The sequence below is a fragment of the Sphingobacterium sp. B16(2022) genome, assembly GCF_012030425.1.
Classification (GTDB): domain Bacteria; phylum Bacteroidota; class Bacteroidia; order Sphingobacteriales; family Sphingobacteriaceae; genus Sphingobacterium; species Sphingobacterium anhuiense.
In genome coordinates this window covers 1,708,078-1,730,949 of record NZ_JAAUVN010000001.1, presented here as the reverse complement: position 1 = coordinate 1,730,949, position 22,872 = coordinate 1,708,078, and the positions used below count along the sequence as shown (strand labels likewise).

The 22,872-nt window shown below is 35.8% G+C and carries 21 protein-coding genes and 1 riboswitch; of the genes, 10 read left to right on the top strand and 11 right to left on the bottom strand.

Going from position 1 to position 22,872, the window contains the following annotated elements; translation table 11 throughout:
• Positions 1-34: 34 nt before the first annotated feature.
• The 3 genes from HCX49_RS07640 to HCX49_RS07630 all read right to left on the bottom strand — a co-directional run bounded on the left by HCX49_RS07640 (position 35) and on the right by HCX49_RS07630 (position 4,247).
• Positions 35-1,435: an AMP-binding protein gene (locus tag HCX49_RS07640; protein ID WP_168126682.1), complete on the bottom strand. Its 1,401-nt coding sequence runs from the start codon at positions 1,433-1,435 to the stop codon at positions 35-37.
• A gap of 10 nt (positions 1,436-1,445) precedes the next feature.
• Positions 1,446-2,258: an SDR family NAD(P)-dependent oxidoreductase gene (locus tag HCX49_RS07635; RefSeq protein WP_168126681.1), complete on the bottom strand. Its 813-nt coding sequence runs from the start codon at positions 2,256-2,258 to the stop codon at positions 1,446-1,448.
• Positions 2,259-2,330: 72 nt separating this feature from the next.
• Entirely contained in the window at positions 2,331-4,247 is a 1,917-nt protein-coding gene (locus HCX49_RS07630; RefSeq protein WP_132845490.1) for an ABC-F family ATP-binding cassette domain-containing protein, read from the bottom strand.
• A gap of 51 nt (positions 4,248-4,298) precedes the next feature.
• Between HCX49_RS07630 and HCX49_RS07625 the strand changes: the two genes are divergently transcribed.
• Positions 4,299-5,339, top strand: coding sequence for a quinone-dependent dihydroorotate dehydrogenase (locus HCX49_RS07625; RefSeq protein WP_132845489.1), 1,041 nt, complete (start codon positions 4,299-4,301; stop codon positions 5,337-5,339).
• Positions 5,340-5,403: 64 nt separating this feature from the next.
• On the opposite strand, the gene HCX49_RS07620 is transcribed toward HCX49_RS07625, so the two are convergent.
• Both HCX49_RS07620 and HCX49_RS07615 read right to left on the bottom strand, forming a co-directional pair.
• A complete protein-coding gene (locus tag HCX49_RS07620) occupies positions 5,404-5,805 on the bottom strand; it encodes a DUF5606 domain-containing protein (protein WP_132768468.1) in 402 nt (133 codons plus the stop codon).
• A 23-nt stretch (positions 5,806-5,828) separates the two neighbouring features.
• The gene (locus tag HCX49_RS07615) at positions 5,829-6,287 is read right to left on the bottom strand and encodes a peptidylprolyl isomerase (protein WP_021189688.1); all 459 of its coding nucleotides are present in this window, start codon (positions 6,285-6,287) and stop codon (positions 5,829-5,831) included.
• A gap of 188 nt (positions 6,288-6,475) precedes the next feature.
• On the opposite strand from HCX49_RS07615, the gene radC reads away from it, so the two are divergent.
• On the top strand, positions 6,476-7,165 hold the full coding sequence (gene radC, locus HCX49_RS07610) for a RadC family protein (RefSeq protein ID WP_168126680.1): 690 nt from the start codon (positions 6,476-6,478) through the stop codon (positions 7,163-7,165).
• A gap of 595 nt (positions 7,166-7,760) precedes the next feature.
• Here radC and HCX49_RS07605 read toward each other — a convergent pair.
• From HCX49_RS07605 to HCX49_RS07590, 4 genes are all read right to left on the bottom strand, one after another.
• The gene (locus tag HCX49_RS07605) at positions 7,761-8,942 is read right to left on the bottom strand and encodes a homoserine dehydrogenase (RefSeq protein ID WP_168126679.1); all 1,182 of its coding nucleotides are present in this window, start codon (positions 8,940-8,942) and stop codon (positions 7,761-7,763) included.
• A gap of 39 nt (positions 8,943-8,981) precedes the next feature.
• The gene (locus tag HCX49_RS07600) at positions 8,982-10,289 is read right to left on the bottom strand and encodes an O-acetylhomoserine aminocarboxypropyltransferase/cysteine synthase family protein (RefSeq protein WP_132768462.1); all 1,308 of its coding nucleotides are present in this window, start codon (positions 10,287-10,289) and stop codon (positions 8,982-8,984) included.
• A gap of 228 nt (positions 10,290-10,517) precedes the next feature.
• Positions 10,518-10,632, bottom strand: a riboswitch (SAM riboswitch).
• A gap of 402 nt (positions 10,633-11,034) precedes the next feature.
• Positions 11,035-11,877, bottom strand: a complete 843-nt coding sequence (locus HCX49_RS07595; protein WP_232789290.1) for a prephenate dehydrogenase — start codon at positions 11,875-11,877, stop codon at positions 11,035-11,037.
• A 12-nt stretch (positions 11,878-11,889) separates the two neighbouring features.
• On the bottom strand, positions 11,890-13,059 hold the full coding sequence (locus HCX49_RS07590) for a pyridoxal phosphate-dependent aminotransferase (protein ID WP_168126678.1): 1,170 nt from the start codon (positions 13,057-13,059) through the stop codon (positions 11,890-11,892).
• A gap of 192 nt (positions 13,060-13,251) precedes the next feature.
• Between HCX49_RS07590 and HCX49_RS07585 the strand changes: the two genes are divergently transcribed.
• The 6 genes from HCX49_RS07585 (at position 13,252) to ispE (ending at position 19,103) form a co-directional block, all read left to right on the top strand.
• On the top strand, positions 13,252-15,078 hold the full coding sequence (locus HCX49_RS07585) for an ABC transporter ATP-binding protein (RefSeq protein WP_168126677.1): 1,827 nt from the start codon (positions 13,252-13,254) through the stop codon (positions 15,076-15,078).
• A 98-nt stretch (positions 15,079-15,176) separates the two neighbouring features.
• Positions 15,177-16,376 (top strand): aminofutalosine synthase MqnE, encoded by a 1,200-nt coding sequence (gene mqnE / locus HCX49_RS07580; RefSeq protein WP_168126676.1) that lies wholly within the window; start codon positions 15,177-15,179, stop codon positions 16,374-16,376.
• Between the two features lie 8 nt (positions 16,377-16,384).
• Positions 16,385-17,011, top strand: a complete 627-nt coding sequence (locus HCX49_RS07575) for a histidine phosphatase family protein (protein ID WP_021189679.1) — start codon at positions 16,385-16,387, stop codon at positions 17,009-17,011.
• Positions 17,004-17,732 carry a menaquinone biosynthetic enzyme MqnA/MqnD family protein gene (locus tag HCX49_RS07570; RefSeq protein WP_168126675.1) on the top strand — a complete coding sequence of 243 codons (729 nt, stop codon included), beginning with the start codon at positions 17,004-17,006 and terminating at the stop codon, positions 17,730-17,732. Before HCX49_RS07575 ends, HCX49_RS07570 begins: the two co-directional genes overlap by 8 nt.
• Before the next feature lie 96 nt (positions 17,733-17,828).
• Entirely contained in the window at positions 17,829-18,242 is a 414-nt protein-coding gene (locus HCX49_RS07565; RefSeq protein ID WP_237682737.1) for an NUDIX hydrolase, read from the top strand.
• A gap of 45 nt (positions 18,243-18,287) precedes the next feature.
• Positions 18,288-19,103, top strand: coding sequence for a 4-(cytidine 5'-diphospho)-2-C-methyl-D-erythritol kinase (gene ispE, locus HCX49_RS07560; RefSeq protein WP_132768452.1), 816 nt, complete (start codon positions 18,288-18,290; stop codon positions 19,101-19,103).
• A gap of 179 nt (positions 19,104-19,282) precedes the next feature.
• Here ispE and HCX49_RS07555 read toward each other — a convergent pair whose 3' ends face one another.
• Together HCX49_RS07555 and HCX49_RS07550 are read right to left on the bottom strand one after the other, a co-directional pair.
• On the bottom strand, positions 19,283-20,125 hold the full coding sequence (locus HCX49_RS07555) for an ATP cone domain-containing protein (RefSeq protein WP_132768450.1): 843 nt from the start codon (positions 20,123-20,125) through the stop codon (positions 19,283-19,285).
• A 63-nt stretch (positions 20,126-20,188) separates the two neighbouring features.
• Complete coding sequence (locus HCX49_RS07550) at positions 20,189-20,977, bottom strand: sulfite exporter TauE/SafE family protein (RefSeq protein ID WP_168126674.1); 789 nt, start codon at positions 20,975-20,977, stop codon at positions 20,189-20,191.
• A 106-nt stretch (positions 20,978-21,083) separates the two neighbouring features.
• On the opposite strand from HCX49_RS07550, the gene HCX49_RS07545 reads away from it, so the two are divergent.
• Together HCX49_RS07545 and HCX49_RS07540 are read left to right on the top strand one after the other, a co-directional pair.
• Positions 21,084-21,383 carry a DUF2892 domain-containing protein gene (locus tag HCX49_RS07545; protein ID WP_021189673.1) on the top strand — a complete coding sequence of 100 codons (300 nt, stop codon included), beginning with the start codon at positions 21,084-21,086 and terminating at the stop codon, positions 21,381-21,383.
• Positions 21,384-21,621: 238 nt separating this feature from the next.
• Positions 21,622-22,839 carry a DEAD/DEAH box helicase gene (locus HCX49_RS07540; protein WP_132768446.1) on the top strand — a complete coding sequence of 406 codons (1,218 nt, stop codon included), beginning with the start codon at positions 21,622-21,624 and terminating at the stop codon, positions 22,837-22,839.
• The last annotated feature ends 33 nt before the right edge of the window (positions 22,840-22,872 follow it).

Sequence of the window (22,872 nt, the reverse complement as noted above, 5' to 3'; positions counted from 1 at the left end):
CTGTGTTGAGGGTTTTTTATTGTAGCCGAACGGATTAATTATCGTTGTAGTGAAGGGACTTTGGTTGCAAGTATTTAGGGAATGTCCTATTGAGCCATTTTCTAAATTCTGCTTCATTAAATGCCGAATCTTTTTTTAAGGTAAGTTCTAAATTCAATTCGCTTATCATCATTTCATTTTTAGATACGAGAATTCTAGTTTTGGCAACAGATTCATAACTGTTTATTTTTTCTTCTAATTCACTAAAATGAATAATTTCTCCGCCAATATTAAATGAAGAGTTTGTTCTGCCAAGATAATATAAAAATCCGTTTTTATCCTGGTGTATGCGATCTCCAGTACTTACATATTGATTTTTAGACAGATCGTGTATCCAGGGACATCTTATTTTGAGCTGCTGATCTGCTTGCAAGTGGTATTCGATACCTTTTAGAAATCGGCCAATCGTATTGTTGTTGTTTGTTAAATCCGTGTGGGTAGCAATGCTGCAGATTCCCAATTCTGTGGTTCCATAGAGATTATATATGTTCGTCTCGGTATATTGATTTAGAATAAATGATACCCATGTTGCTTCTAGTTTATCTGCTCCGGAAATAATGCATCGGAACAGGCCCAGTGCATTTTGATCTATTTCAAGGAATTTGGGAATCATAGAAGGTAAAAGAACCAAACAGTCTATTCTGTTGTTCGTGAATTGAGTAATGCATTTAGCGCTAAATTTTGTGGTGAAGTGTAGGTTGTGCTTTAAAAATAGTGCTAAAATCAAACTTGCAAGACCATAACCGTGATAAAATGGAACTGTAATGAAAGTAGAGGAATAGTTAAGTAGCCCAAGTTTTGAAATTAATTCTGTAAATGGACTCCATATTTTTGAGATATTGAGTTTACGTTCAATGGGTTTTGGAATATTTGAAGAACCTGTACTTAAAATTGTTATTTTACCATTGTTTCGTCTTATTTTATGAGAGACTTTATTGATGACGCATGCATTAATTTCCGCAAAAGAATAGATCAAAGACTTTGTACGTAGATTTGCTAATCGGTCTTTGTTATCTGTTAGCATTAGAACCTGAGGATAATTTTCCAAAATTTTCTCTAATTGGAGATCGGATAATTGGGAACTCATGATAATTACCTCTTTTGAAAGTGCGGAAAGGGCAAATAGATAGCTAATAAAATTGAAACTGTTGTCTGCGATGAGAATGACTCGGGAAGATAGCTTGTTTTTGGGTACTATTTTTAATTTTTCAATCGTAAGACAGGTTTCATCATACAGCGCTGCGTAAGTTATGGTACGATTACCATCATTTAAGTAGGAATCTTTTGCTTTCCGAATTGATTTCAATAAAGTAAATAAATTAATACCTGATTGAAGCGTATATAGGAGGGATTTAAATACTTGAATAGCGAAATCAATTTTTTGTCGTAATCTCATAGGAATATGGTTAAAATTTATCCCATATTTTTCGAATAAAAAATCCGATTGTTATAGGAAAGGGAGACCACCATGGCCTAGAATAACTACCAGTACCTAAGATGAGCTTTATAATACGCAAGGCTGCTTCACTACTTTGCATGGCAGGAAAGTTTTTATAAAGATCGTTAGGCGCTATCATTTCTGTTTTTACCAATGGTAAGTAGACTGTTTTTAGCTTTACATTCATTTTTTTCCATTCAGATTGGTTTGATCGGCAATATTGATCAAATGCTGTTTTTGATGCTTGGTATGCAGCCCAATGTGGTGCAGGTGGGAGCAGAACATTGAGCGCAGAAATATTGATAATCTGACCTTTTTGCTGTGATAGAAGAGGAGTAAGTGCTAATGTCAATTTCACTGGAGCCAAATAATTCAGCATGTTTGTTCTTGTAAAATCATGGTAGCGCGGCAAGGATTTTGTCAAACTGCGATGAATCGATTTACCTGCGTTAGAAATAAGGATATCTATCGTCATCTGTCTTGCATGAATATATTCAATAAGTTGATCTATTTGTTGTTCTTGATATAGATCTGTCACGTAGATGGACGCAGTGGAATTGTTTTGGATGGCAATTGCTTTTACTTCTTCTAATTTTTCTTGTGATCGAGCCACTAAAATGAGGTGTACCTGGAATTTGGAAAGAAGTGTTGCACAGGCTTTTCCAATACCTTCACTTGCTCCGGTGATTAAAATAGTTTTTCCTTGGAAATACTTTGTTGCTTTCCGTCTATTTAAAAAAACTTTCGGGTATAAGATATTTTCGATCCAGTTTATTTTCACAATTCCTTCATAATAAAAAAAGGTATACAATAAGCCTGCCTATTGTATACCTTTCTAATTAAGTGAGTGTAATTAATCTTCCAATTCCATAATTTCTTCAGCTAAATCTTCCCAATTTTTTTGCAATTGTTCTAATTCTGCTTTAGAGGAATTATAATTACGCGTGTGTTCTTGTAATTTGATTGCGTTGGAATAGATCTCTTCTTTTGCTAATTCTGTCTCCAGTGCTTTTAGAAGAACTTCTTTTTCAGCTACTTTAACCTCTAATGCCGCTAGTTCTTTATTCTTTTTGCTGATCAGTTTGAATTTATCTTCAGAAGGAGCAGCTTTGACTTTTTTAGGTTCTTCTGCTACAACTTTTTTCTCGACCTTTTTTTCTTCAGGTTTGATCACACGTTTTGAATTCCACTCTTCAAATTCTTGGTATGTACCTGGGTATTCTTTAATTTCTTTATCTTCAATATACCATATTTTGTTGGCAACATTATCCAGAAAGTAACGATCGTGAGAAACGACAATCAGGGTACCTTCAAATTGCTGAAGCGCTTGAATCAAAATATTAACCGATTGCATATCCAAGTGATTGGTAGGCTCATCTAGTGCCAAGAAGTTAGCATCAGCTGTTAATGCTTTTGCTAGTGCAACACGTGATTTTTCGCCTCCAGATAGAACTTTGATCTTTTTGAATGCGTCATCACCGGAAAATAGAAAACAGCCTAAGATTGAACGTAACTCCGTTTCTGTATGTTTGGGCGCAAAAGCTTGCATCTCTGCTATTATGCTGTTTTCCAGATGCAGGGCTTCCAATTGATGCTGTGCAAAGAACGTTTGCAATACATTGTGGCCATGTTCAGATTTCCCTTCATACTCCGTATCTGCACCTGCCACAATACGCAACAAGGTCGATTTACCTTTACCATTGGCACCGATCAAGGCTATTTTATCACCTTTTTCAATGATCCCCTCCGTATTTCTTAAAATTTCGAGGTTTGGATAAGATTTCGATACATTTTCTAAGGTAACAACATGTCTTCCCGATGGTTTTGAAAACTTAAAGCTAAAGTTTACCGTTGGGTTATCATCATCAACATCTTCCACTCTTTCCATTCGATCCAAAGCCTTAATACGGGATTGTGCCATCTTTGCTTTTGAGGCTTTCGCACGGAAACGTTCGATCAAACGTTCTTCTTGTTTGATTTTAGCTTGCTGATTTTTGAATTGACCAGCTTGAATTTCACCTCTTAGTGCTTTCTCTTCCAAATAAAAACTGTAATTACCAGCGTACAGCGTTAATTTACCTTTGCGGGATTCTACCGTTTTTTTAATAATACGGTCTAAGAAGTACCTGTCGTGTGAGACGATAACGATAGCACCTTCAAAGCCTTGCAAGTAATTTTCCAGCCATTTAATAGAAGGTAAATCCATATGGTTGGTAGGCTCATCCAGCAATAAAATGTCTGGAGTCTGCAATAAGATTCTAGCCAGCATGACACGCATGCGCCATCCACCGGAGAAGGTCGCTAACGGACGTTTCTGCTCATCTTCTGAAAAACCTAAACCCGCTAAAATTTCGTGAGCCCTAAATTCGATACTATAGCCATCTAAAGCTTCGAATTCCATCTGCTTGTCACTTAATTTATTTAGAATATCGTCAGAATAGTCTGTTTCTAATTTTTGGAGTAAGTTTTCTATTTCAGTATGTAATTGATTTTGGCGCTCAAACGCCTCCATTGCTACATGTAAAATACTTTTATCAGAATGATAAGATAATAAATCTTGATTTAGGTAACCAATTTTTAAGTCCTTTGCCATCGATATACTTCCTGAAGTAGGCGTATACTGTCCTACGATCAATCGCAACAAAGTAGATTTACCGGTACCGTTGGCTCCAATTAGACCTACCTTATCTCCAGGTTTAATATGCCAGTTGGCCTCATCATACAATGCGCGAGAGCCTATTTCGAATGTTAAGTTATTTATTGATATCATTTCGATTGCAAAAGTAATGAAATTTCTTCTTCTTTGCCTACCTTTGTGCATATGTACAAGTTGGTAAAACCTATTTTCTTTTCAATGGATCCTGAATCTGCTCATCATACGGTGACTGGGGGATTAAAAATGTTTTCAAAAATCTGGGGTGCTAAAAAATTATTAAGCAGTCTGTATACCTATGAAAATCCGAATTTGGCTCGCGAAGTATTTGGCCTTAAATTTAAAAATCCTGTAGGATTGGCTGCAGGCTTTGATAAAAATGCCGAATACATTACTGATATGGCCAATTTTGGTTTTGGTTTTATTGAAATTGGTACTGTAACGCCACGACCTCAACCAGGAAATGATCAACCACGGATGTTTCGTTTAATTCCTGATAAGGCATTAATCAATCGTATGGGTTTTAATAACCAAGGTGCTGACGTTGCGGCTAATCGTCTTAAACATTTAGCTACTGAAGATCGTAAAGGACTTTTAATCGGTGGAAATATCGGTAAAAATAAAATCACTCCAAATGAACAGGCGGTAGATGATTATATTTATTGTTTCAATGCACTTTTTGATTATGTTGATTATTTCGTTGTCAATGTCAGTTCTCCAAATACTCCTGGACTTCGTGATCTGCAGGAAAAGGAGCCTCTGAAACATATTTTAAATACGCTCGAGGAATTGAATAAACGAAAATTAAATAAGAAACCTATTCTTCTTAAAATTGCTCCAGATTTGACAAATAGTCAATTGGATGATATTGTTGAAATTGTTCAAGAAACTGGTATTGCTGGTGTCATTGCAACAAATACTACGATATCTAGAGAGGGCCTTCAAAGTGATGAAAATTTGGTTAAAGAAATGGGAGGGGTGAGTGGAGCTCCCTTGACCAAGCGCTCGACAGAAGTCATTCGCTATCTTTCAGAAAAATCAAACCGATCTTTTCCTATTATAGGTGTTGGCGGGATTCATTCTGCGGCAGATGCAATTGAAAAACTTGATGCTGGGGCTAGCCTTGTTCAAATTTATACAGGATTTATTTATGAGGGACCAGCTTTGATATCGGATATCTGTAAAGGAATTGTTCAAGCAGGAAAGTAGAAACTAAAAATAAAAAAAGAGAGGGTCTTAACATATGTTAAGACCCTCTCTTTTTTATCCTAAATTATACTAAAGGAGCTGGTGCTTCTTCTTCAAATAAAGGTAAATCTTTAATGATATTGTACCATGTAAAGATTTTTTTAATATCTGACGAATAGACGCGAGATTCATCGTGACCTGGTGCAATTTCGCGGAAAGCATCACGTAATGCTTGACCATCTGCTTTAGGATCTACAGTTAATCCTTTTTCTTTGATTGTTTCAAAAACATTCAATAAGCGAATTTCCTCTTCTTCGCCATAAATTGTAATGTCTTCTAATGTTGCCATTTTCGTAGAAGATAAACTTACTACCGATTTAATTTTAGCGCTGTCGAGAGTCTCTAAAATAAATCCGCCTTTATTTTGTCCAACTAATTTGAACAATCCTGGTTTTCCTGTTACAGAAACTAATGCTCTTAAATTCATAATACACTTTTTCTTGTTGAGAACTAGTCTTCGATAACTTCAATACTTAAAATACGGTCACCTTGACGGATATCATCTACAATATCAACGTTTTCAATAACTTTTCCAAAACAAGTATGATTTCTATCCAAATGAGCAGTGTTGTTACGGCTGTGGCAGATAAAAAATTGAGATCCGCCAGTGTTACGGCCTGCATGTGCCATTGATAATACGCCTCTATCATGAAATTGGTTTTCACCGGTTAACTCACAGTCGATTTTGTAACCTGGGCCACCTGTTCCAGGCATACCAGAAGCACCTTCACGTGAATTTGGACATCCACCTTGAATAACAAAGTCAGGTAGCACACGGTGGAAACTTAATCCATCGTAATATCCTTCTTTAGCTAATTTGATGAAATTTGCAACGGTATTTGGAGCATCTGCTGTATAAAATTGTACAGTCATGTCGCCCTTTTCTGTTTTAATAATCGCTTTACTCATTTTATTAAAATAAATGTTCAATTACAAATATAAGATTTCAAAACGATTTGAAAAAAAGAAAGCATGCTCATGTATGCTCTGAAATGCTAAAATTTATTTAAATAATTGATACTAATTATTTTAAGTTTTTAAATTTATGATTAAATTAGTAGATTATATAAACCTTTTTTACACCTTATTATTGTGATATGAGCAAACTGGTCATTCGAGATTGGGCGGAGGCAGATCGTCCTAGAGAGAAATTATTGGAGCAAGGTCGTCGTTCACTGTCTGATGCAGAGTTGCTTGCTATTCTTATTGGTTCGGGCTCAAGGCAAGAAACTGCAGTTGAATTGTGCAGACGTATTTTATCCAGTGTTCAAAACAATCTGGATAGTCTTTCCAAAATGGAGGTATTGCGGCTTTGTGAGTTTAAAGGTATAGGTGAAGCTAAAGCGATTACGATTGTCGCCGCACTTGAACTAGGACGTAGACGCAAGGAATCTGAATATATTGAAAAACCTTTGTTAAATAGTAGTCTGCGGGTCTATGAATATTTTCGGTACCAGTTACAAGATCTTCCTCACGAAGAATTTTGGGTTTTGTATTTAAATACAGCTTGTAAAGTGCTGGATAAACAATTAATAGGCCGTGGAGGCAATGATTTTACTCCAGTTGATGTTCGCATTGTTCTACGAAATGCTCTTAATTGTAAAGCTCATTCTATGATATTAATTCATAATCATCCATCGGGTTCACGTGAAGCAAGTAAAGCGGATAAAATTCTGACAAAAAAGATTGCGGAGGCTTCGAAAATAATGGATATCCGGGTTAATGATCACATTATTTTTACAGACAATGGGTATTATAGTTTTCGTGATGAAGGTCTTTTAGAATGACCTATGATTGGCGGGAGGATGATATTAGATATGGAAACACTAAGGCATAAAGGGAAGTTTCACTTCCCCTTTATGCCCTTAATCGTTAAATTTTCTTTTTTGTCTTCTATATAGAATATAGATTATTGCCAATAAAGCAACAACCGCAAGAATTATATAACTAGAATTCGAGTGTTCTTGTGCATTAATTGTATTGGTATCTGCAAAAACCAAGTTGCCTACCATTATCAGTAGAATTGTTAACCACTTAGCCATAATTTATAATATTTTTAGTAACATCACAATATAGTGATATTAACGATATTAAGCAAATTTTCTGCCACATATTTATTATAGTTCTAAATATGCTATTTTTTAACAAAAAATAGCAGTTTAAATGGTTTTGAACCTGATTATGTGGTAAGTAATGCCATTAATTAAAGATCTGAATTGTTAAATATAAGTCATGATTTGTAGTAGCTGCAGCACGGGGTTTATAGAAGTGAATTGGGGTGATGATAAATAAAAAAACGTTGAACCTACAAGTAGATCCAACGTTTTTCACTTGTGATTAGCAAGTGTTAGGGTTGGTTGGTATTCGGTACTTTTTATTAATTTAGGCAATTTCAGCTATAAAATTTCCTGTTTTGTTTATTTCAGATTTAAGATCTGTGATTTTCTTCAAATTTATTGTTCCAATAACGTACTTAAAATCAGGAGCATAATATCTTTCAATAATTTTTGTGAAACCTAATTTTTCAACTAGGCTGTCATCTTCATATCTCAAGTACACCTTGATTTCATGATCGGTACTGTATGATAATGCATCTGTATTTAAATGCTTCTTGTACTCATATCTGTAGTCATAACGTAGCGCTGTAATATCAGATAATACTGCAGATCCGGTAGGATGACCTCCAGCACCTTTACCGTAGAAAAATTGTTCATCTGCAAATGCTGCTTTTACAAGGACGCCGTTATTTTCATTTTCAACATTGAATAAAATGTTTTCCGAACTGATAAACTTAGGAATAACATAAAGAACCACTTTATTTTGATCTATTTCTCGAGCAGTAGGGATCAATTTGATCTTGAAATTTTTCTCTTTTGCAAAGCGAATATCTTGTGCTCCTAATTTATCAATACCGATATTGAAAACATCGTCAGGATTTACATTGATACCATAAGCATGAGCAGCGACGATCGTTAATTTGTATTTAGGGTCAAAACCACCGACATCTAAGGTAGGATCAGTTTCAGCAAAACCTAGGTCCTGCGCTTCTTTTAACGCATCTGCATAAGGTTGATTTTCATTGAAGACTTTAGACAATATAAAATTAGAGGAGCCATTAAAAATACCGGTCACGGCATGTAATAATTCATTGTCATAATACTCTTCTAAATTGCGGATAATTGGAATACTTCCGCATACTGCACCTTCATATAGTAGACTTGTGCCGTATTCTTGTTGTATTGCCGCTAATTCTTCTAAATGCGTGGCAATCATTTTCTTATTTGCAGAAACAACGTTTTTTCCAGATTTTAATGCACGAACAGTCAGTGCGTAAGCTGCATCAGCATCATCGATCAATTCTACTACGGTATTGATTTCAGAGTCACCAAGAATAGCCTCAGCATCTGTTGTGAATAATTCAGCAGGTAATGATCTTTTTTTGTCAGCGTTCTTGATGACAAATTTTTTAATTTCTAAATTTAAGTTTTTAGTCTTGATAATGTCGTACAATCCTTGTCCTACAACCCCAAATCCAAACATTCCAATCGTTAATTTCTTACTCATAGTTTTTTTTACGCTTTTATATAATAGTGCTATCTGAAATTATTTAATTTTATCGAAGGCCTGTTGTAAATCTGCTTTGATATCGTCAATATGTTCGATACCGACAGATAGGCGTAATAATCCTACAAATACACCTGCAGCTTTTTGAGCTTCTTCACTCAGTTGTTGATGTGTAGTCGCCGCAGGGTGTATGATCAATGACTTCGTATCACCCACATTTGCGAGATGACTTATTAGCTCTAAGCTATCGATAAAAGCATCGGCTTTTGTCACGTCACCTTTTATTTGAAATGAAAGAACAGCACCATATCCATTTTTTAAATACTTTTGCGCATTTGCAAAGCTAGGAGAGCTTTTTAACCCTGGATAATTCACTTTTTCCACTTGCGGATGGGCTTCTAACCATTTCGCAATTTCTAATGTGTTGTCTACATGACGCTGAACACGAAGCGATAATGTTTCTAAGCCCTGGATCAATTGGAATGAATTGAAGGGTGAAATAGCTGGTCCAAAATCACGTAGTCCTTCAACACGTGCGCGGATTGCAAATTGAATGTTTCCAAATGGGCCATTAACGCCAAAAACATCTGAAAAAACTAATCCATGGTATCCTTCTGAAGGTTCAGAAAACTGTTTGAATTTACCATTTCCCCAGTTGTAAGTACCACCATCTACGATGACACCACCAATACTTGTACCGTGACCACCAATCCATTTTGTTGCAGACTCTACAACTACAGAAGCTCCGTGTTCAAGAGGTTTAAATAGATATCCACCAGCTCCAAAAGTATTGTCTACGATAAGTGGTAAATCATGTTTTCTAGCAACAGCTGCTATCTTATCAAAATCTGGAATATCGTAACTTGGGTTTCCAATTGTTTCTAAGTATAAAGCTTTTGTGTTTTCATCGATTAGTGATTCAAACTCCTCGGCGGTTGTTTCTTTAGTAAAACGTACTTCAATACCAATTCTTTTAAATGCTACTTTAAATTGATTATATGTACCACCGTATACATTACTGCTGGAAACAAAATTTTCACCAGCTTCTACGATATTATTTAATGCAATGAATTGCGCAGCCTGTCCAGAAGCGACTGCTACAGCGGCGATACCGCCTTCCAATGCAGCAATACGTTTCTCAAATACATCTGTTGTTGGATTCATCAGACGTGTATAGATGTTTCCAAATTGTTTTAATGCAAATAAGTTCGCTCCATGTTCTGCATTTTCAAATACGTATGAACTGGTTTGGTATATAGGTACTGCACGCGCTCCAGTTGTTGGATCGGCAACTTGGCCAGCATGCACTTGAAGTGTTTCGAATTTTAAATTTTTATTTGTAGACATTGTAGTTATAATTAATTAGTTGAAGATTCGTTAATAAAAAATAGGGGTGAGATTGGGCACATGGATATGTACTTGAAATCAATAAATTTTAAAAAAGATTGATTAACAAGAAAACGTAAACATGTGCAAAAGCATTCGCATCTGTTTTGATGGAATATTTGTATCTGTTACGTTGGTGCTAGAATTTACCTTCTTGTTTTGTTGTAATGTTATTATCATTTGTCGTTTCATTTATATCCTCCAAAGCAATATTACTTTGGACAGGAATTGGCACCTTTTCAAACGTATTTTGAAGGTTGCCAGTGGGTCATTGAGCCAGTCTCTCGCCACTTCTTTATAAATCAAGACCTGATTAAGAGGTGTTGATTAGATGTATTTCTATTTGAACTACGTTGCAAATATATGCCTTGCTTTTTACAAACCAAAATATTTTATGCTATTTCTTAGAAAATACTTCTAATTCTACTCGTAATTGATCGTAAGCTCTCACTATTATGTAAGTATTGGTAGTTGATGGGGCAGCATTTATTTATTCCGATATGTTTATACGTCGTGGATGAAATCCATATCAGTAATTGAAAGCAATATAACTGAAGCATACGGTGTTAAACAGACAACAGCAGAGCGATGATCCTGTGATCTTTTTTAATAAAAAAAAAATAGGAACCTTGCGAGTTCCTATGCTTTCTTCTCATTACTTTGTATGAAACAATAATTCGCCTTTGCCAGTTGGAGCAAGTGGGTTTTATTTAATAATACGTTTAATCTTATTTGATTTTTTAATCAATTTGTGTAATTGAGTGTAATTTTCATCTTGGATGGCATCTTTTAAAGCCTGCAGCTGCTTGATGTTTTCCTCTAACACTTCGAGTACATTAACTCTGTTCTGTTTGAAAATAGGTGTCCACATATCCGGTGAGCTTTTTGCTAAGCGTACCGTTGATTCAAAACCAGATCCTGCCAATTCAAATATTCGACCCTGCGATTTCTCTTTCTCTAAAACAGTTAACGCTAGAGCAAAAGAAGTCAGGTGAGAAATATGGGAAACATAGGCTGTGTGTGTATCATGCTCCTCTGCAGTCATAAATGACGTCCGCATTTCCAGTTGTTCGGTAATGGAATCTGTTAATTCGAATGCATCTTCATCAGATTTAAATGCCTCAACGTAAACCATCATTTTATCTTTAAACAAATTTGGTAATGCTGCTTCGGGGCCTGAATATTCGGTACCAGCCATTGGATGGGCGGCAACATAGCGGCCACGATTAGGGTGTTCCGAGATTAACTGTAAAATATTTAGTTTGGTAGAGCCCATGTCAATGATGACTTGATCTTTTACGAGATCCAATAATTTGGGCGCTAATGTGATTATCGCATCAACTGGAGCTGTGAGAATGATCACTTTACATTTTTCTAAAGCTTCCTCTAATGTTGCCTTTTGATCAATGAAGCCTATTTGCAATGCTTTTGTTAGATTAGCATCACTTTTGTCAACACCAAAAACCTGATCACAGAATTTTTTTTCTTTTAGTTTCATGGCGACGGAGCCACCAATTAAACCGACGCCAATAATGGCTATATTCATCATGTTATTTCAATCTTAATTCGTTTGTTTTGCTTGTTCTATTCTAGCAATTGCTTCTTTTAATACTTCAACTGAGGCACATAAACTTATTCTAATATAGGTGTTTCCAGCACTTCCGAATATACCTCCGGGAGTAATAAAGACACGTGATAGATCTAACACCTCATCACTTAACGTGTAGCCTGATTCGTAATTATCTGGAATTTTGGCCCACACAAATAAACCGACCTGATTCTTTTTATATGTACAGCCCAACAGGTTCATGATTTCGAAAACCAACTGCCTTCTTTCGTGATAGATTGCATTTAAATCTTGATACCATGTTTGATCCAACTGCAATGCCTTGGCCGCTGCTAATTGAGCTGGTAAGAACATTCCCGAATCCATGTTGCTTTTAAAACGTAATACTTCATTGATCCGTGCCTCTGCGCCCACTAACATACCGATTCGCCATCCGGCCATATTGGAGGATTTGCTTAATGAATTAAGTTCCAAGGCAACATCCTTTGCACCTTCAATAGACATAATGCTTTTAGGGCTGTCTGTCAAGATAAAACTATAAGGATTGTCGTGGCAGATTAAAATATGGTTTGCCTCTGCAAAAGCAATCAATTCAAGATAAAATCCTTCGTTTGCACTCGAACCAGTTGGCATATGAGGGTAGTTGATCCACATTAATTTTACTTTTGATAAATCGTTTTCAGAAAGTTTTTTAAGATCAGGTAACCAATCTGTTTCTTCAGATAAATCATAGGTAATTGCCGTGGCTCCACTTAACCGTACTGCTGCCGCATACGCTGGATATCCCGGATTTGGTATTAAAACTTCATCACCTTCTTGTAAGTAAGTCATGCAAATGTGAACAATACCTTCCTTAGAGCCTATTAAAGGTAAAATTTCTGTATTTGGATTGAATGTTGCCTGATAATAACGTTGATACCAATCTGCAATTGCTTGCCTCAAAACAGGTGAACCTTTATAGTTCTGATAGCCATGTACATTGGTTTTAGCCGCTTCTGTCGTCAAGGTCTGAATAACTTCAGGGTGAGGAGGTAAGTCGGGGCTTCCGATGCCTAAATTAATCACGCGAGCACCTGCTTTATTGAGCTCATCAATCTCTCTTAATTTTTTTGAGAAATAATATTCTTCGGTTTGTTGCAACCTTTTGGCAACTTCTATTTGCATTATGTTCTGGTATTTTACAATTTACAAGGACTAAATTAGGCTTTTTCTATTAAAATACTAGTATAATGTCGTTTAAATTGGTGTTTATTGAATTAAATTTTTAATATCATCCAAGTGCAAGATTTCATTCCTTTAAACTATTCCTTATATATTGCGCGTAATTTTAGTATTTTTGCTACCTTAATATCATAAATGAAAACATACTTTAGATTACTTTCTTTTGCCAAACCCATTGAGAAATATGCTATTCCGTATATTATCTTTACATTAATTACAGTTGTATTCAGTACGTTAAACTTGGCGATGTTGGCTCCTTTGCTTCATGTATTGTTCAATACAGAACAGGTTTCAAGCGATGTCGTGTTAGTCAAGCCAGAAGGTCTTGGTCAATTACCGGCTTATTTTACTTATTATGCAAATTTGGCCAATCAACAGTATGGTCCTTATGGTGCATTGAAGTTTGTTTGCGTCGCAATTATTATATCTGTCTTTATCAGTAATTTATTCCGTTATCTATCTCAGAGAATCATGGAAAACTTACGTATTCATACTTTATTGAATTTACGTAAAACTGTTTTTAATAATGTAATGGATCTGCATTTAGGTTATTTTAATGGGCAAAGAAAAGGAGATATTATTTCAAAAGTAGCTTCCGACGTTCAGGTTGTGCAGTTTTCTGTAACAGGAACTTTGCAGGTAGTCTTTAAAGAGCCATTACAATTGATTGCTTTTTTAGTTACGTTATTTGCTATCTCAACAAAGTTGACTCTTTTTGCGATGTTAGTTATCCCAATTTCTGCATTTTTTATATCGAAGATCGTTAAGACATTAAAGGCGCAAGCTATCGCGGGACAAACTTCGTATGCAAATATGATTTCCTTTTTAGATGAGGCTTTATCAGGAGTTCGTATTGTTAAGGCGTTTAATGGAACAAATTTTGTCAAAAAACGCTTCAATGATGAGAATGATCGTTATGCCGGTATTATGCGTGCCATGGCAAGGCGGCAACAGATGGGTTCGCCAGTATCCGAATTGTTAGGTGTAATCATGGTGGCGATTATTTTATTATATGGTGGAAATTTAGTTTTGTCAGGTAGTGATGAATTTGGTGCGTCGGAATTTATTGCATATATCGCGATATTCTCCCAGGTTATGCGTCCTGCAAAAGCATTAACTGATGCCTTTAGCAATATTCATAATGGTATTGCTGCTGGAGAGCGTGTACTGGAATTGATTGATACCAAAAGTGAAGTTACTGATAAGCCTAATGCTAAGGAAGTTACTGATTTTAAAGAAGCGATTGAATTTCAACAGGTCGATTTTTCTTATGGTGAAAAGAACATCTTGAAGAATATCAATTTGACTATTGAAAAAGGTAAGACAATTGCGCTAGTAGGCCCATCCGGGGGCGGTAAATCTACACTGGTAGATCTGATACCACGGTTTATGGATGTTACCGGCGGTCAGATTCTTTTTGACGGAATAGACTTAAGAGATCTCGATCAAGAGTCTTTGCGCACGATGATTGGAGTAGTTAATCAAGAATCCATTTTGTTTAATGACACGATTTTTAATAATATTACTTTCTCTAATACTTCTGCTACGCAGGAAGAGGTTGAAGCTGCTGCAAAAATCGCGAATGCTCATGAATTTATTTTAAAAACAGAATTGGGTTATGAAACAAATATCGGTGATCGAGGGGCTAAACTTTCTGGAGGACAGCGCCAACGTATATGTATTGCCCGTGCTGTTTTAAAAAATCCTCCCATTATGTTGCTTGATGAAGCAACATCAGCTTTGGATACTGAATCTGAGAAATTAGTTCAGGATTCCTTATATAAGTTGATGGAAAATCGTACTACAGTTGTTATTGCACACCGTCTAAGTACGATTCAGAGCGCCGACACAATTGTCGTAATTGATGCTGGTCAAATTGTGGAATCAGGTAGCCATAGTGAATTGATTCAGCAGGAGGGTTTATACCGGAAATTAATAGATATGCAACAGTTCACAGATTAATTGTTGTTCAACATATATTGCAGTACCAAAAACAAGGCTAAATTCTACGAATTTAGCCTTGTTTTTGGTACATTTGTTATAGACTAGGAGACATGCTAATGGATGCTAAAGAAAAATTAAATTTCTTAATTTCTAATCCGCTTTTGGATAGTGAGTTAAGAAATATAGCGAATAAAGTGTTGCAAGAGGAACGCATCACATTTGATGAAGGGGTATACCTTTATGAAAAAGCCGAATTGGGTTATTTAGGTGTTTTGGCGAATTTTATTCGTGAGAAAAGACACGGGGATATCACATTTTTTAATCGTAATTTTCATATTGAGCCTACTAATGTATGTGTTTACGATTGTAAATTCTGTTCATATTCCCGTATGATCAAGGAACGTGCTGAAGGATGGGAAATGGATGTGGAAGGCATGATGGATATCGTGAAGAAGTATGATGATGAAGCTGTAACGGAAGTACATATTACAGGTGGTGTGGTGCCGAAGCAAAATCTTGATTTTTATGCGGAGTTCTTTAAAAAATGTAAAGCACATCGTCCGGAATTGCATATTAAAGGATTGACTCCTGTGGAATATTATTATATTTTCAAAAAGGCTAAATTGAGTCATTATGAAGGTATGAAGTATTTGCAATCTTGTGGTTTGGATTCGATGCCTGGTGGTGGGGCTGAAATTTTCCATCCAGAGATCAGAGAGCAGATTGCCCATGATAAATGTACTGCTGAACAGTGGTTGGATATCCACGAACAGGCACATAAGTTGGGAATGCATACCAATGCAACCATGCTTTATGGTCATATCGAGCAATTTTGGCATCGTGTAGATCATATGGAAAGACTTCGTCAGTTGCAAGATAAGACTGGCGGTTTTCAAACCTTTATTCCATTGAAATTTAGAAATAAAGAAAATCAAATGTCACATATTTCTGAGGTTTCTGTGATTGAAGATTTAAGAAATTATGCGATAGCACGTATTTATCTAGATAATTTTGATCATATAAAAGCGTATTGGGCAATGATTTCAAGGGATACTGCACAAATGTCCTTAGCATTTGGTGTTGATGATATCGATGGAACACTGGATGATACGACGAAGATTTACAGTATGGCAGGAGCGGAGGAACAGAATCCCGGTATGTCGACGCAACAGTTGGTTGAGTTGATTAGAAAGGTAGGACGTCATCCAATAGAGCGTGATACCTTATATCATGTTGTCACAGATTACAAGGATGTGGTTTTTGAAGACGATAGCAAGAAGAAGAATTATTATGCACTTCCTGTTGTAAATAATTAAGACATATTTTGAAAAAGACTTTTTATTTTATTCGCCATGGACAAACTGATCTGAATTTGAAAGGTATTGTTCAGGGACGTGGCGTGAATTCTCCTCTAAATGAAACGGGATTGGCACAGGCTCAAGCTTTTTATGATGCTTATAAAGATATCCCGTTTGATAAAATTTATACCTCAACCTTGTTGAGAACACATCAAACAGTAGAATCTTTTATTAAAGATGGTATTTCTTGGCAAGAGCTCGAGGGCTTAGATGAAATTAGTTGGGGAATCTACGAAGGTAAAGAGCAAGACGAATCTATCATGAGTGGATTCAATGCGCTGGTATCAGCATGGAAAAATGGTGAATTGGATGTCAGTGTAGATGAGGGGGAATCTCCTAATGCATTGATGTTACGTCAAAGTGATGCCATAGCACATATGGTTAAACAAGAGCATGAAGAAACCGTACTTGTCTGTATGCACGGTCGTGCCTTACGTATTATTCTTTGCCTATTGACAGGTGTAGATGCCTCAAAAATGGATGAATTTCCTCATACAAACACTGCCTTATATAAATTAACGTATGATAATGATCAATTTGAAATCATTGACTATTATAATACGAAACATCTAGAGGTATTGACAAATGGATAAAGTGAGAGTATCGGCAGTTTCGTATACGAATACATTGCCGTTTTTAAATGGGATTAGACAATCTGCAGTTTTAGATCAGATCGAATTGAGCTTGGATAATCCGAGTGTATGTGCCCAGAAAGTAATTGATGATAAAGCTGATTTGGGTATTATTCCTATAGCAGCGTTATTAAGTCTTCCTCAAGCGCATATCATCACCGACTACTGTATCGGTACGGAGGGGGCTGTTGATTCGGTTTTTATTTTTTCCCATAAACCGATTGAAAAAATCCAGACATTATATCTGGATCAGCAATCACGCACTTCTAATGGTTTAGCACGCGTGTTGTTAAAGCATCACTGGAAGCGTCAAGTTAAACTTGTTGCCAATATAGATGAGGCGGATGCTTATGTCTTGATAGGAGACCGAACATTTGGCAAAAAGAATGAAGTCCCTTATGTTTACGATCTTGGACTTACCTGGAAAGAATTTACAGGTCTTCCTTTTGCGTTCGCAGTTTGGGTCAGTAAAAAGCAGTTACCGGAAGCATTTATCACTTCATTTAATGAAGCTTTAAAACTGGGAGTTTCACATCCTGAAGCTGTGATTCCAGGATTGCCTGAATATAAAGATTTTGATTACCGTCATTATCTTACATCAAGTTTGAACTATCATCTTACAGCTAAAAAGCGAGAAGCTATTGAAAGATATTTAACACTTTTAAAAGGTTTAGATACATAATAGTGTTAGAAATGAATATATAAAAAGCGATTATGGAAATAGTCGCTTTTTACTTTATAACATGATGCCACTTATGGCATCTTAAAACGAGAAACTATGAATACGATTTATTTAGCAGGTGCAATGATTGTTGATGCTGATAATAGGCTTTTGGTTGTAAGAAAAAAAGGCTCATCCTATTTTATGATGCCTGGTGGTAAAATTGAAAAAGGTGAGCTATCTTCTCAAGCCCTTATTCGCGAGCTAAAAGAAGAATTAGATCTGGATATTTTATCACGAGATTTAGAATATATGGGCTTTCATGAAACCGAAGCAGTTAATGAAGCTGATACGCTCGTTAGAGGTGAGGTTTTTAGAATAGAGTTTAAGGAAAAATTAGTTATAATACCACAGGCAGAGCTTGAAGAAGCAACTTGGTTGACCGTAGATAATTATAAAAATTATAAATTAGCACACCTCATTGAAGAATTTACAGTTCCTATCTGGTTAGCAGGTACTTTTGAATATTAACATAGAATCCATAATTTTATCACTGATCTTTATTAAATATCTTTTATGCTATCTTTTCCAAATGCTAAAATAAACTTGGGTCTTCATATTGTAGGTAAGCGACCTGATGGTTATCATGATTTAGAGACGATCTTTTACCCCGTTAACCTGTATGACGCTGTTGAAATTGTTCCACTAAGTTCCGGTAGTACAACTTTTTCGTCGGAGGGTATTGTGATCCCTGGAAAGGGTATGAATTTATGTGAGCGTGCATATCATTTAATTCAACAAGATTTTGATATTCCTTCGGTTGCTATTCATTTATTAAAAAGAATACCAATCGGAGCTGGGATGGGTGGTGGATCTGCAGATGCAGCTTATGTGCTTAAAATGCTAAATGATCAATTTGAGCTGCAACTATCTGTTGTACAACTGGAAAATTATGCGAAGCAGCTGGGCGCAGACTGTCCATTTTTTATTGAAAATAAACCGGTGTATGCAACTGGTATTGGGACTGATTTTGCTCCTATTGAGGTCAATTTGAGCGCATACTATATTGTTATAGTGAATCCTAATATTCACATATCTACCGTTGAGGCTTATAGCGGAGTTGCTGCCAAAACTCCTGAGTTTGATTTAAGGTCCATTATTCAGTTGCCAATCCAGGAATGGAAGTATTATCTGAACAATGATTTTGAACTAACTATATTCGAGCAATTTCCTAAAATTAAGGAACTTAAAGATGCAATGTATTCATCTGGCGCATTATATGCCGCGATGTCGGGCTCAGGTTCTTCTGTGTTTGGAATATTTGAAAATCCTGTTGTGCTGGATGATTTAAAAATTTATGGTGATATTTATTATCCGATTGATCTATCATAAGTGTTATCTAATTTTCTTAATGGAATTGGAAGAAATGTGTTGATTTTTTTCTGTTAGTAGATTATTGAAAGTAGATTATTTTATATCTTATTGTCGCTTTATTTCTTAAAGAATAAGGCGACAATAAGAACTTTATTTTGGTTTTGAAGGCTAAGTAGGTGCGTACTAAAGCTTTGATTTTACTCTTCTTCAAGTTTATAGTCAATTAATTCTCTAGCCTCTTCAAGTACTAACCTTAACTTTTCGGAGTCTAATTTTAGCGACTTGAGTGCTTCTTTATTATTGATAATATCTTTCACGAGTATGATCTGGTTCTGTAATAAAGTTTTCTCTTCTACATCTGTAAGGGTTGTGAGGCAGGTAACAGGATAAAAAACAGCTTTATCCACTCTTTTTTTTATGCTATTGTCTGTTGGGTAGTCCCATGAAAGAAAATTGACGTTATAGTACTTACCAAAGTCCTTGGAGTCTGAAGTTAAATAGGCATTGGTAACGAGCCATCCTTGCGTGAATTTTTTATTTTGACCGAAGAAATGATAGGATATATCACTGATATCTTTAAATCGGGATAAGAAATACATGGGAGTTGTCACTGAAATTTTCGCATCTATATCATTTCGAAATTTGCACTCTATGGCCAACATCTCGTTTCCTTTCGATGCAACAACGTCTATCTCGTGAGAAACTGCGTGGCCTTGGATTGTTTGTCCTGTGGTGCTTTCAAAACCATATTCTTGAAATAAGCGTGCGATCCATTTTTCGAAATAAAAACCTTCAGGACCTAATTCTCGAAGTGCTTTTTTTAGGCTATATCGAGCTGCAAAAGAATTTCTTTGTGATTTTAGGGCTTCAAAAGCTAACTGATATAGCTCTCTTGTGCTTATCCCGTCAAATAGTTTTTCTTTGATTTGTGTATAAACTTTTTCAACTTGTTCATTGTTGGCACCAGATCGCGTTAAAGAATGACGTAAGCTGTCACTGTTAAATGGAACTAGTTCTCCAGAGTATTTTTTTACCAGCATATTAGATTATGGTTACAGTTTAATGTACTCCTGCAATTTACTTGCCATTGCTATTAAAAGTAGCTAAAAGAGTTCTTTAATTAAAATATAAATACCAACAATAAATATAAACCAGCCGAATATGGGCTTTAGATGATCTGTTTGAATTTTTTTCTGAAGTTGATTTCCTATTCCAACACCCAAGGTTGTTAAGGTAAGCAGCTTGAACAGAAAATTCCAGTCTATCGTTATATGATCGATATCGCCAAGAAAACCAATAAGAGAATTGATCGTAATGATTGATAATGATGTGCCTATTGCTATACGTATAGGCATATGAAGCAATATAACTAAGGCCGGTATGATCAGAAATCCTCCTCCAGCACCTAAAAAACCGGTTACAAGTCCAATTCCAATGCCCCATGCAATCATCTTAATGGTATGTTGTTTAACTGGATGTTGAGGGCTAGATTGAATTTTCTTGTTTTTTATCATACTCCACGAAGATCCGAGCATCAATGTAGCAAATGAGATCATGGTTAACGTTGATTTTGTAAGCTGATAATGGTTGATCTCTAGAATAACTTCGGGTATATGGACCAGTAAAACTTTACGGACTAAAAGTACAACGATAACAGAGGAAATTCCGAAGTATAATGTTGCCCGGAAATTTACACATTTTTCCTTTGTTTTGATGAAACTTCCTATGAAACTTGTACTTCCAACAATAAATAGGGAATAGGACGTTGCTAGTGTAGGATGTATATGGAATAGGTAGACTAAGACTGGTACTGTCAATATGGAACCACCAGCACCGATTAATCCGAGGGTGATACCGATGAAAATAGACAAAGTGTACCCTATAATTTCCATCGTTGCAACATTGTGTGGCCAAAGAACGGAATAATTATTAGTAAACAAAAACAAAATAGTGTACTGCTTGTTATTAATTACAGAAGAACTTATAAATTTTATACATATGGGCGCGATAGTAGATAAAGTAATAAGCAAAGTAAAAAGTAAAATAGACGAAGAATGTGAGAATGGTACTATTGAGACTTCAGAACGTATCCTTTCTGTTGTGGCTGGAGGTTTTATATTAGGTGCGGGTGTTCGGTATTTGATTAAACATCCACTAACGGCACTTTCTGGATTATCTTTGGGTGGTGCTTTAGTTTACCGTGGTATAACTGGAAAATGTGCAATAAAAAAAGCCATTGAAGACGATGTAGAACGTGTAGAAGTTATTGAGCATCGCTATTTTGTGAAAAAAGACTAATTCGCATTTCTAATTTAGGTTTATACAGAGGGGGTCTAATATGTAACGTATTGGACCTTTTTTAATTCATTACCTTACGTAGATTTTTTCAATTATTTATTTAGCATTAAATTAATTTAATAATTCCCAGCTAATTCATGAATTTTCCAGTAAAAAATCAATCTTTTGGATTTTCTATGCGGTAAATTAGAAAAAAAAGCCTACATTATCCTGATTTTTACAGTAAAAGAAAAAAATATTGAAATTCACAGAATTTGGTTTAGCACCTTCATTGGAAGAAGGCTTAGATAGCATGGGATATGAAGATGCAACACCCATACAGGAACAGGCCATACCTGTTGTGTTGCAACATAAAGATCTGATCGCTTGCGCGCAGACTGGTACAGGGAAGACAGCTTCTTATTTATTGCCTGTTTTACATAAAATAGCTGAAGAACAATCCGATTATATAAATACTTTAATTTTAGTTCCTACCAGAGAGCTCGCTTTGCAAATTGATCAGCAAATCATGGGGCTTGGCTATTTCACTGGGGCAACTTCAATTGCTGTTTATGGTGGTGGAAATGGCATGGATTATGAACAGCAACGGACAGCAATTAAAGAAGGAGCAAATATTATTGTTGCTACTCCTGGACGTTTAATAGCGCATTTAGCATCAGGAAAACTTCATTTTAATAAAGTAAAACATTTCATATTGGATGAAGCAGACCGTATGCTCGATATGGGATTTCATGAAGATATTATGAAGATCATCAGCTTTTTGCCAAAAAAGAGACAGAATCTTTTATTCTCAGCGACGATGCCAGGTAAAATCAGGACATTGGCGAAGCAGATCTTACATGATCCGACCGAGATTAATATTGCCTTATCAAAACCTTCTGAAGGAATTAATCAACAAGTTTATATGGTTTATGATGACCAGAAGACGGCATTGATACAGCATATTCTTACTAATCCAACTTATACGAGTACGATTATTTTTGCTTCCAAAAAGGAGTTTGTCAAACGGTTGAGTACTGATCTGCATAAAAGCGGTATCGCAGTAGAAGCATTCCACTCTGATTTGGAGCAAGCACAACGTGAAGATATCATGAATCGTTTCAAAGCAAAGCAAATAAACGTACTAATTGGTACAGATGTGATTTCTAGAGGTATTGATATCGTCGGTATCAGTTTGGTTATCAATTATGATGTTCCTCCAGATCCTGAAGATTATATCCACCGTGTTGGCCGTACAGCACGAGCCGCGACAACAGGAACAGCTATTACTTTCGTAAATCAGAAAGATCAGCCGCGGTTTGCAAAAATTGAAGAGCTTATCGGTTCAAGTATAGAAAAATTGGATTTACCCGAAGGTTTTTCTGCAGGACCGGTTTATGATCCAACACGTTATTCTGATCAAAAGAAGAAACCTTCTAAAAAGAAAAAATTCAAGAAGTTCGTTAAGAAAGATTAATTAAAAGAATTTGATATTTAGGTTTGCCCCCGA

What these genes read in the sequence shown, in the direction of transcription:
- HCX49_RS07640 (WP_168126682.1), bottom strand. Translation starts at nt 1,435, where the DNA reads ATGAGATTACGACAAAAAATTGATTTCGCTATTCAAGTATTTAAATCC.
- HCX49_RS07630 (WP_132845490.1), bottom strand. Translation starts at nt 4,247, where the DNA reads ATGATATCAATAAATAACTTAACATTCGAAATAGGCTCTCGCGCATTG.
- HCX49_RS07625 (WP_132845489.1), top strand. Translation starts at nt 4,299, where the DNA reads ATGTACAAGTTGGTAAAACCTATTTTCTTTTCAATGGATCCTGAATCT.
- HCX49_RS07620 (WP_132768468.1), bottom strand. Translation starts at nt 5,805, where the DNA reads ATGAATTTAAGAGCATTAGTTTCTGTAACAGGAAAACCAGGATTGTTC.
- HCX49_RS07615 (WP_021189688.1), bottom strand. Translation starts at nt 6,287, where the DNA reads ATGAGTAAAGCGATTATTAAAACAGAAAAGGGCGACATGACTGTACAA.
- radC (WP_168126680.1), top strand. Translation starts at nt 6,476, where the DNA reads ATGAGCAAACTGGTCATTCGAGATTGGGCGGAGGCAGATCGTCCTAGA.
- HCX49_RS07605 (WP_168126679.1), bottom strand. Translation starts at nt 8,942, where the DNA reads ATGAGTAAGAAATTAACGATTGGAATGTTTGGATTTGGGGTTGTAGGA.
- HCX49_RS07600 (WP_132768462.1), bottom strand. Translation starts at nt 10,289, where the DNA reads ATGTCTACAAATAAAAATTTAAAATTCGAAACACTTCAAGTGCATGCT.
- HCX49_RS07595 (WP_232789290.1), bottom strand. Translation starts at nt 11,877, where the DNA reads ATGATGAATATAGCCATTATTGGCGTCGGTTTAATTGGTGGCTCCGTC.
- HCX49_RS07590 (WP_168126678.1), bottom strand. Translation starts at nt 13,059, where the DNA reads ATGCAAATAGAAGTTGCCAAAAGGTTGCAACAAACCGAAGAATATTAT.
- HCX49_RS07585 (WP_168126677.1), top strand. Translation starts at nt 13,252, where the DNA reads ATGAAAACATACTTTAGATTACTTTCTTTTGCCAAACCCATTGAGAAA.
- mqnE (WP_168126676.1), top strand. Translation starts at nt 15,177, where the DNA reads ATGGATGCTAAAGAAAAATTAAATTTCTTAATTTCTAATCCGCTTTTG.
- HCX49_RS07570 (WP_168126675.1), top strand. Translation starts at nt 17,004, where the DNA reads ATGGATAAAGTGAGAGTATCGGCAGTTTCGTATACGAATACATTGCCG.
- HCX49_RS07565 (WP_237682737.1), top strand. Translation starts at nt 17,829, where the DNA reads ATGAATACGATTTATTTAGCAGGTGCAATGATTGTTGATGCTGATAAT.
- ispE (WP_132768452.1), top strand. Translation starts at nt 18,288, where the DNA reads ATGCTATCTTTTCCAAATGCTAAAATAAACTTGGGTCTTCATATTGTA.
- HCX49_RS07555 (WP_132768450.1), bottom strand. Translation starts at nt 20,125, where the DNA reads ATGCTGGTAAAAAAATACTCTGGAGAACTAGTTCCATTTAACAGTGAC.
- HCX49_RS07550 (WP_168126674.1), bottom strand. Translation starts at nt 20,977, where the DNA reads ATGGAAATTATAGGGTACACTTTGTCTATTTTCATCGGTATCACCCTC.
- HCX49_RS07545 (WP_021189673.1), top strand. Translation starts at nt 21,084, where the DNA reads ATGGGCGCGATAGTAGATAAAGTAATAAGCAAAGTAAAAAGTAAAATA.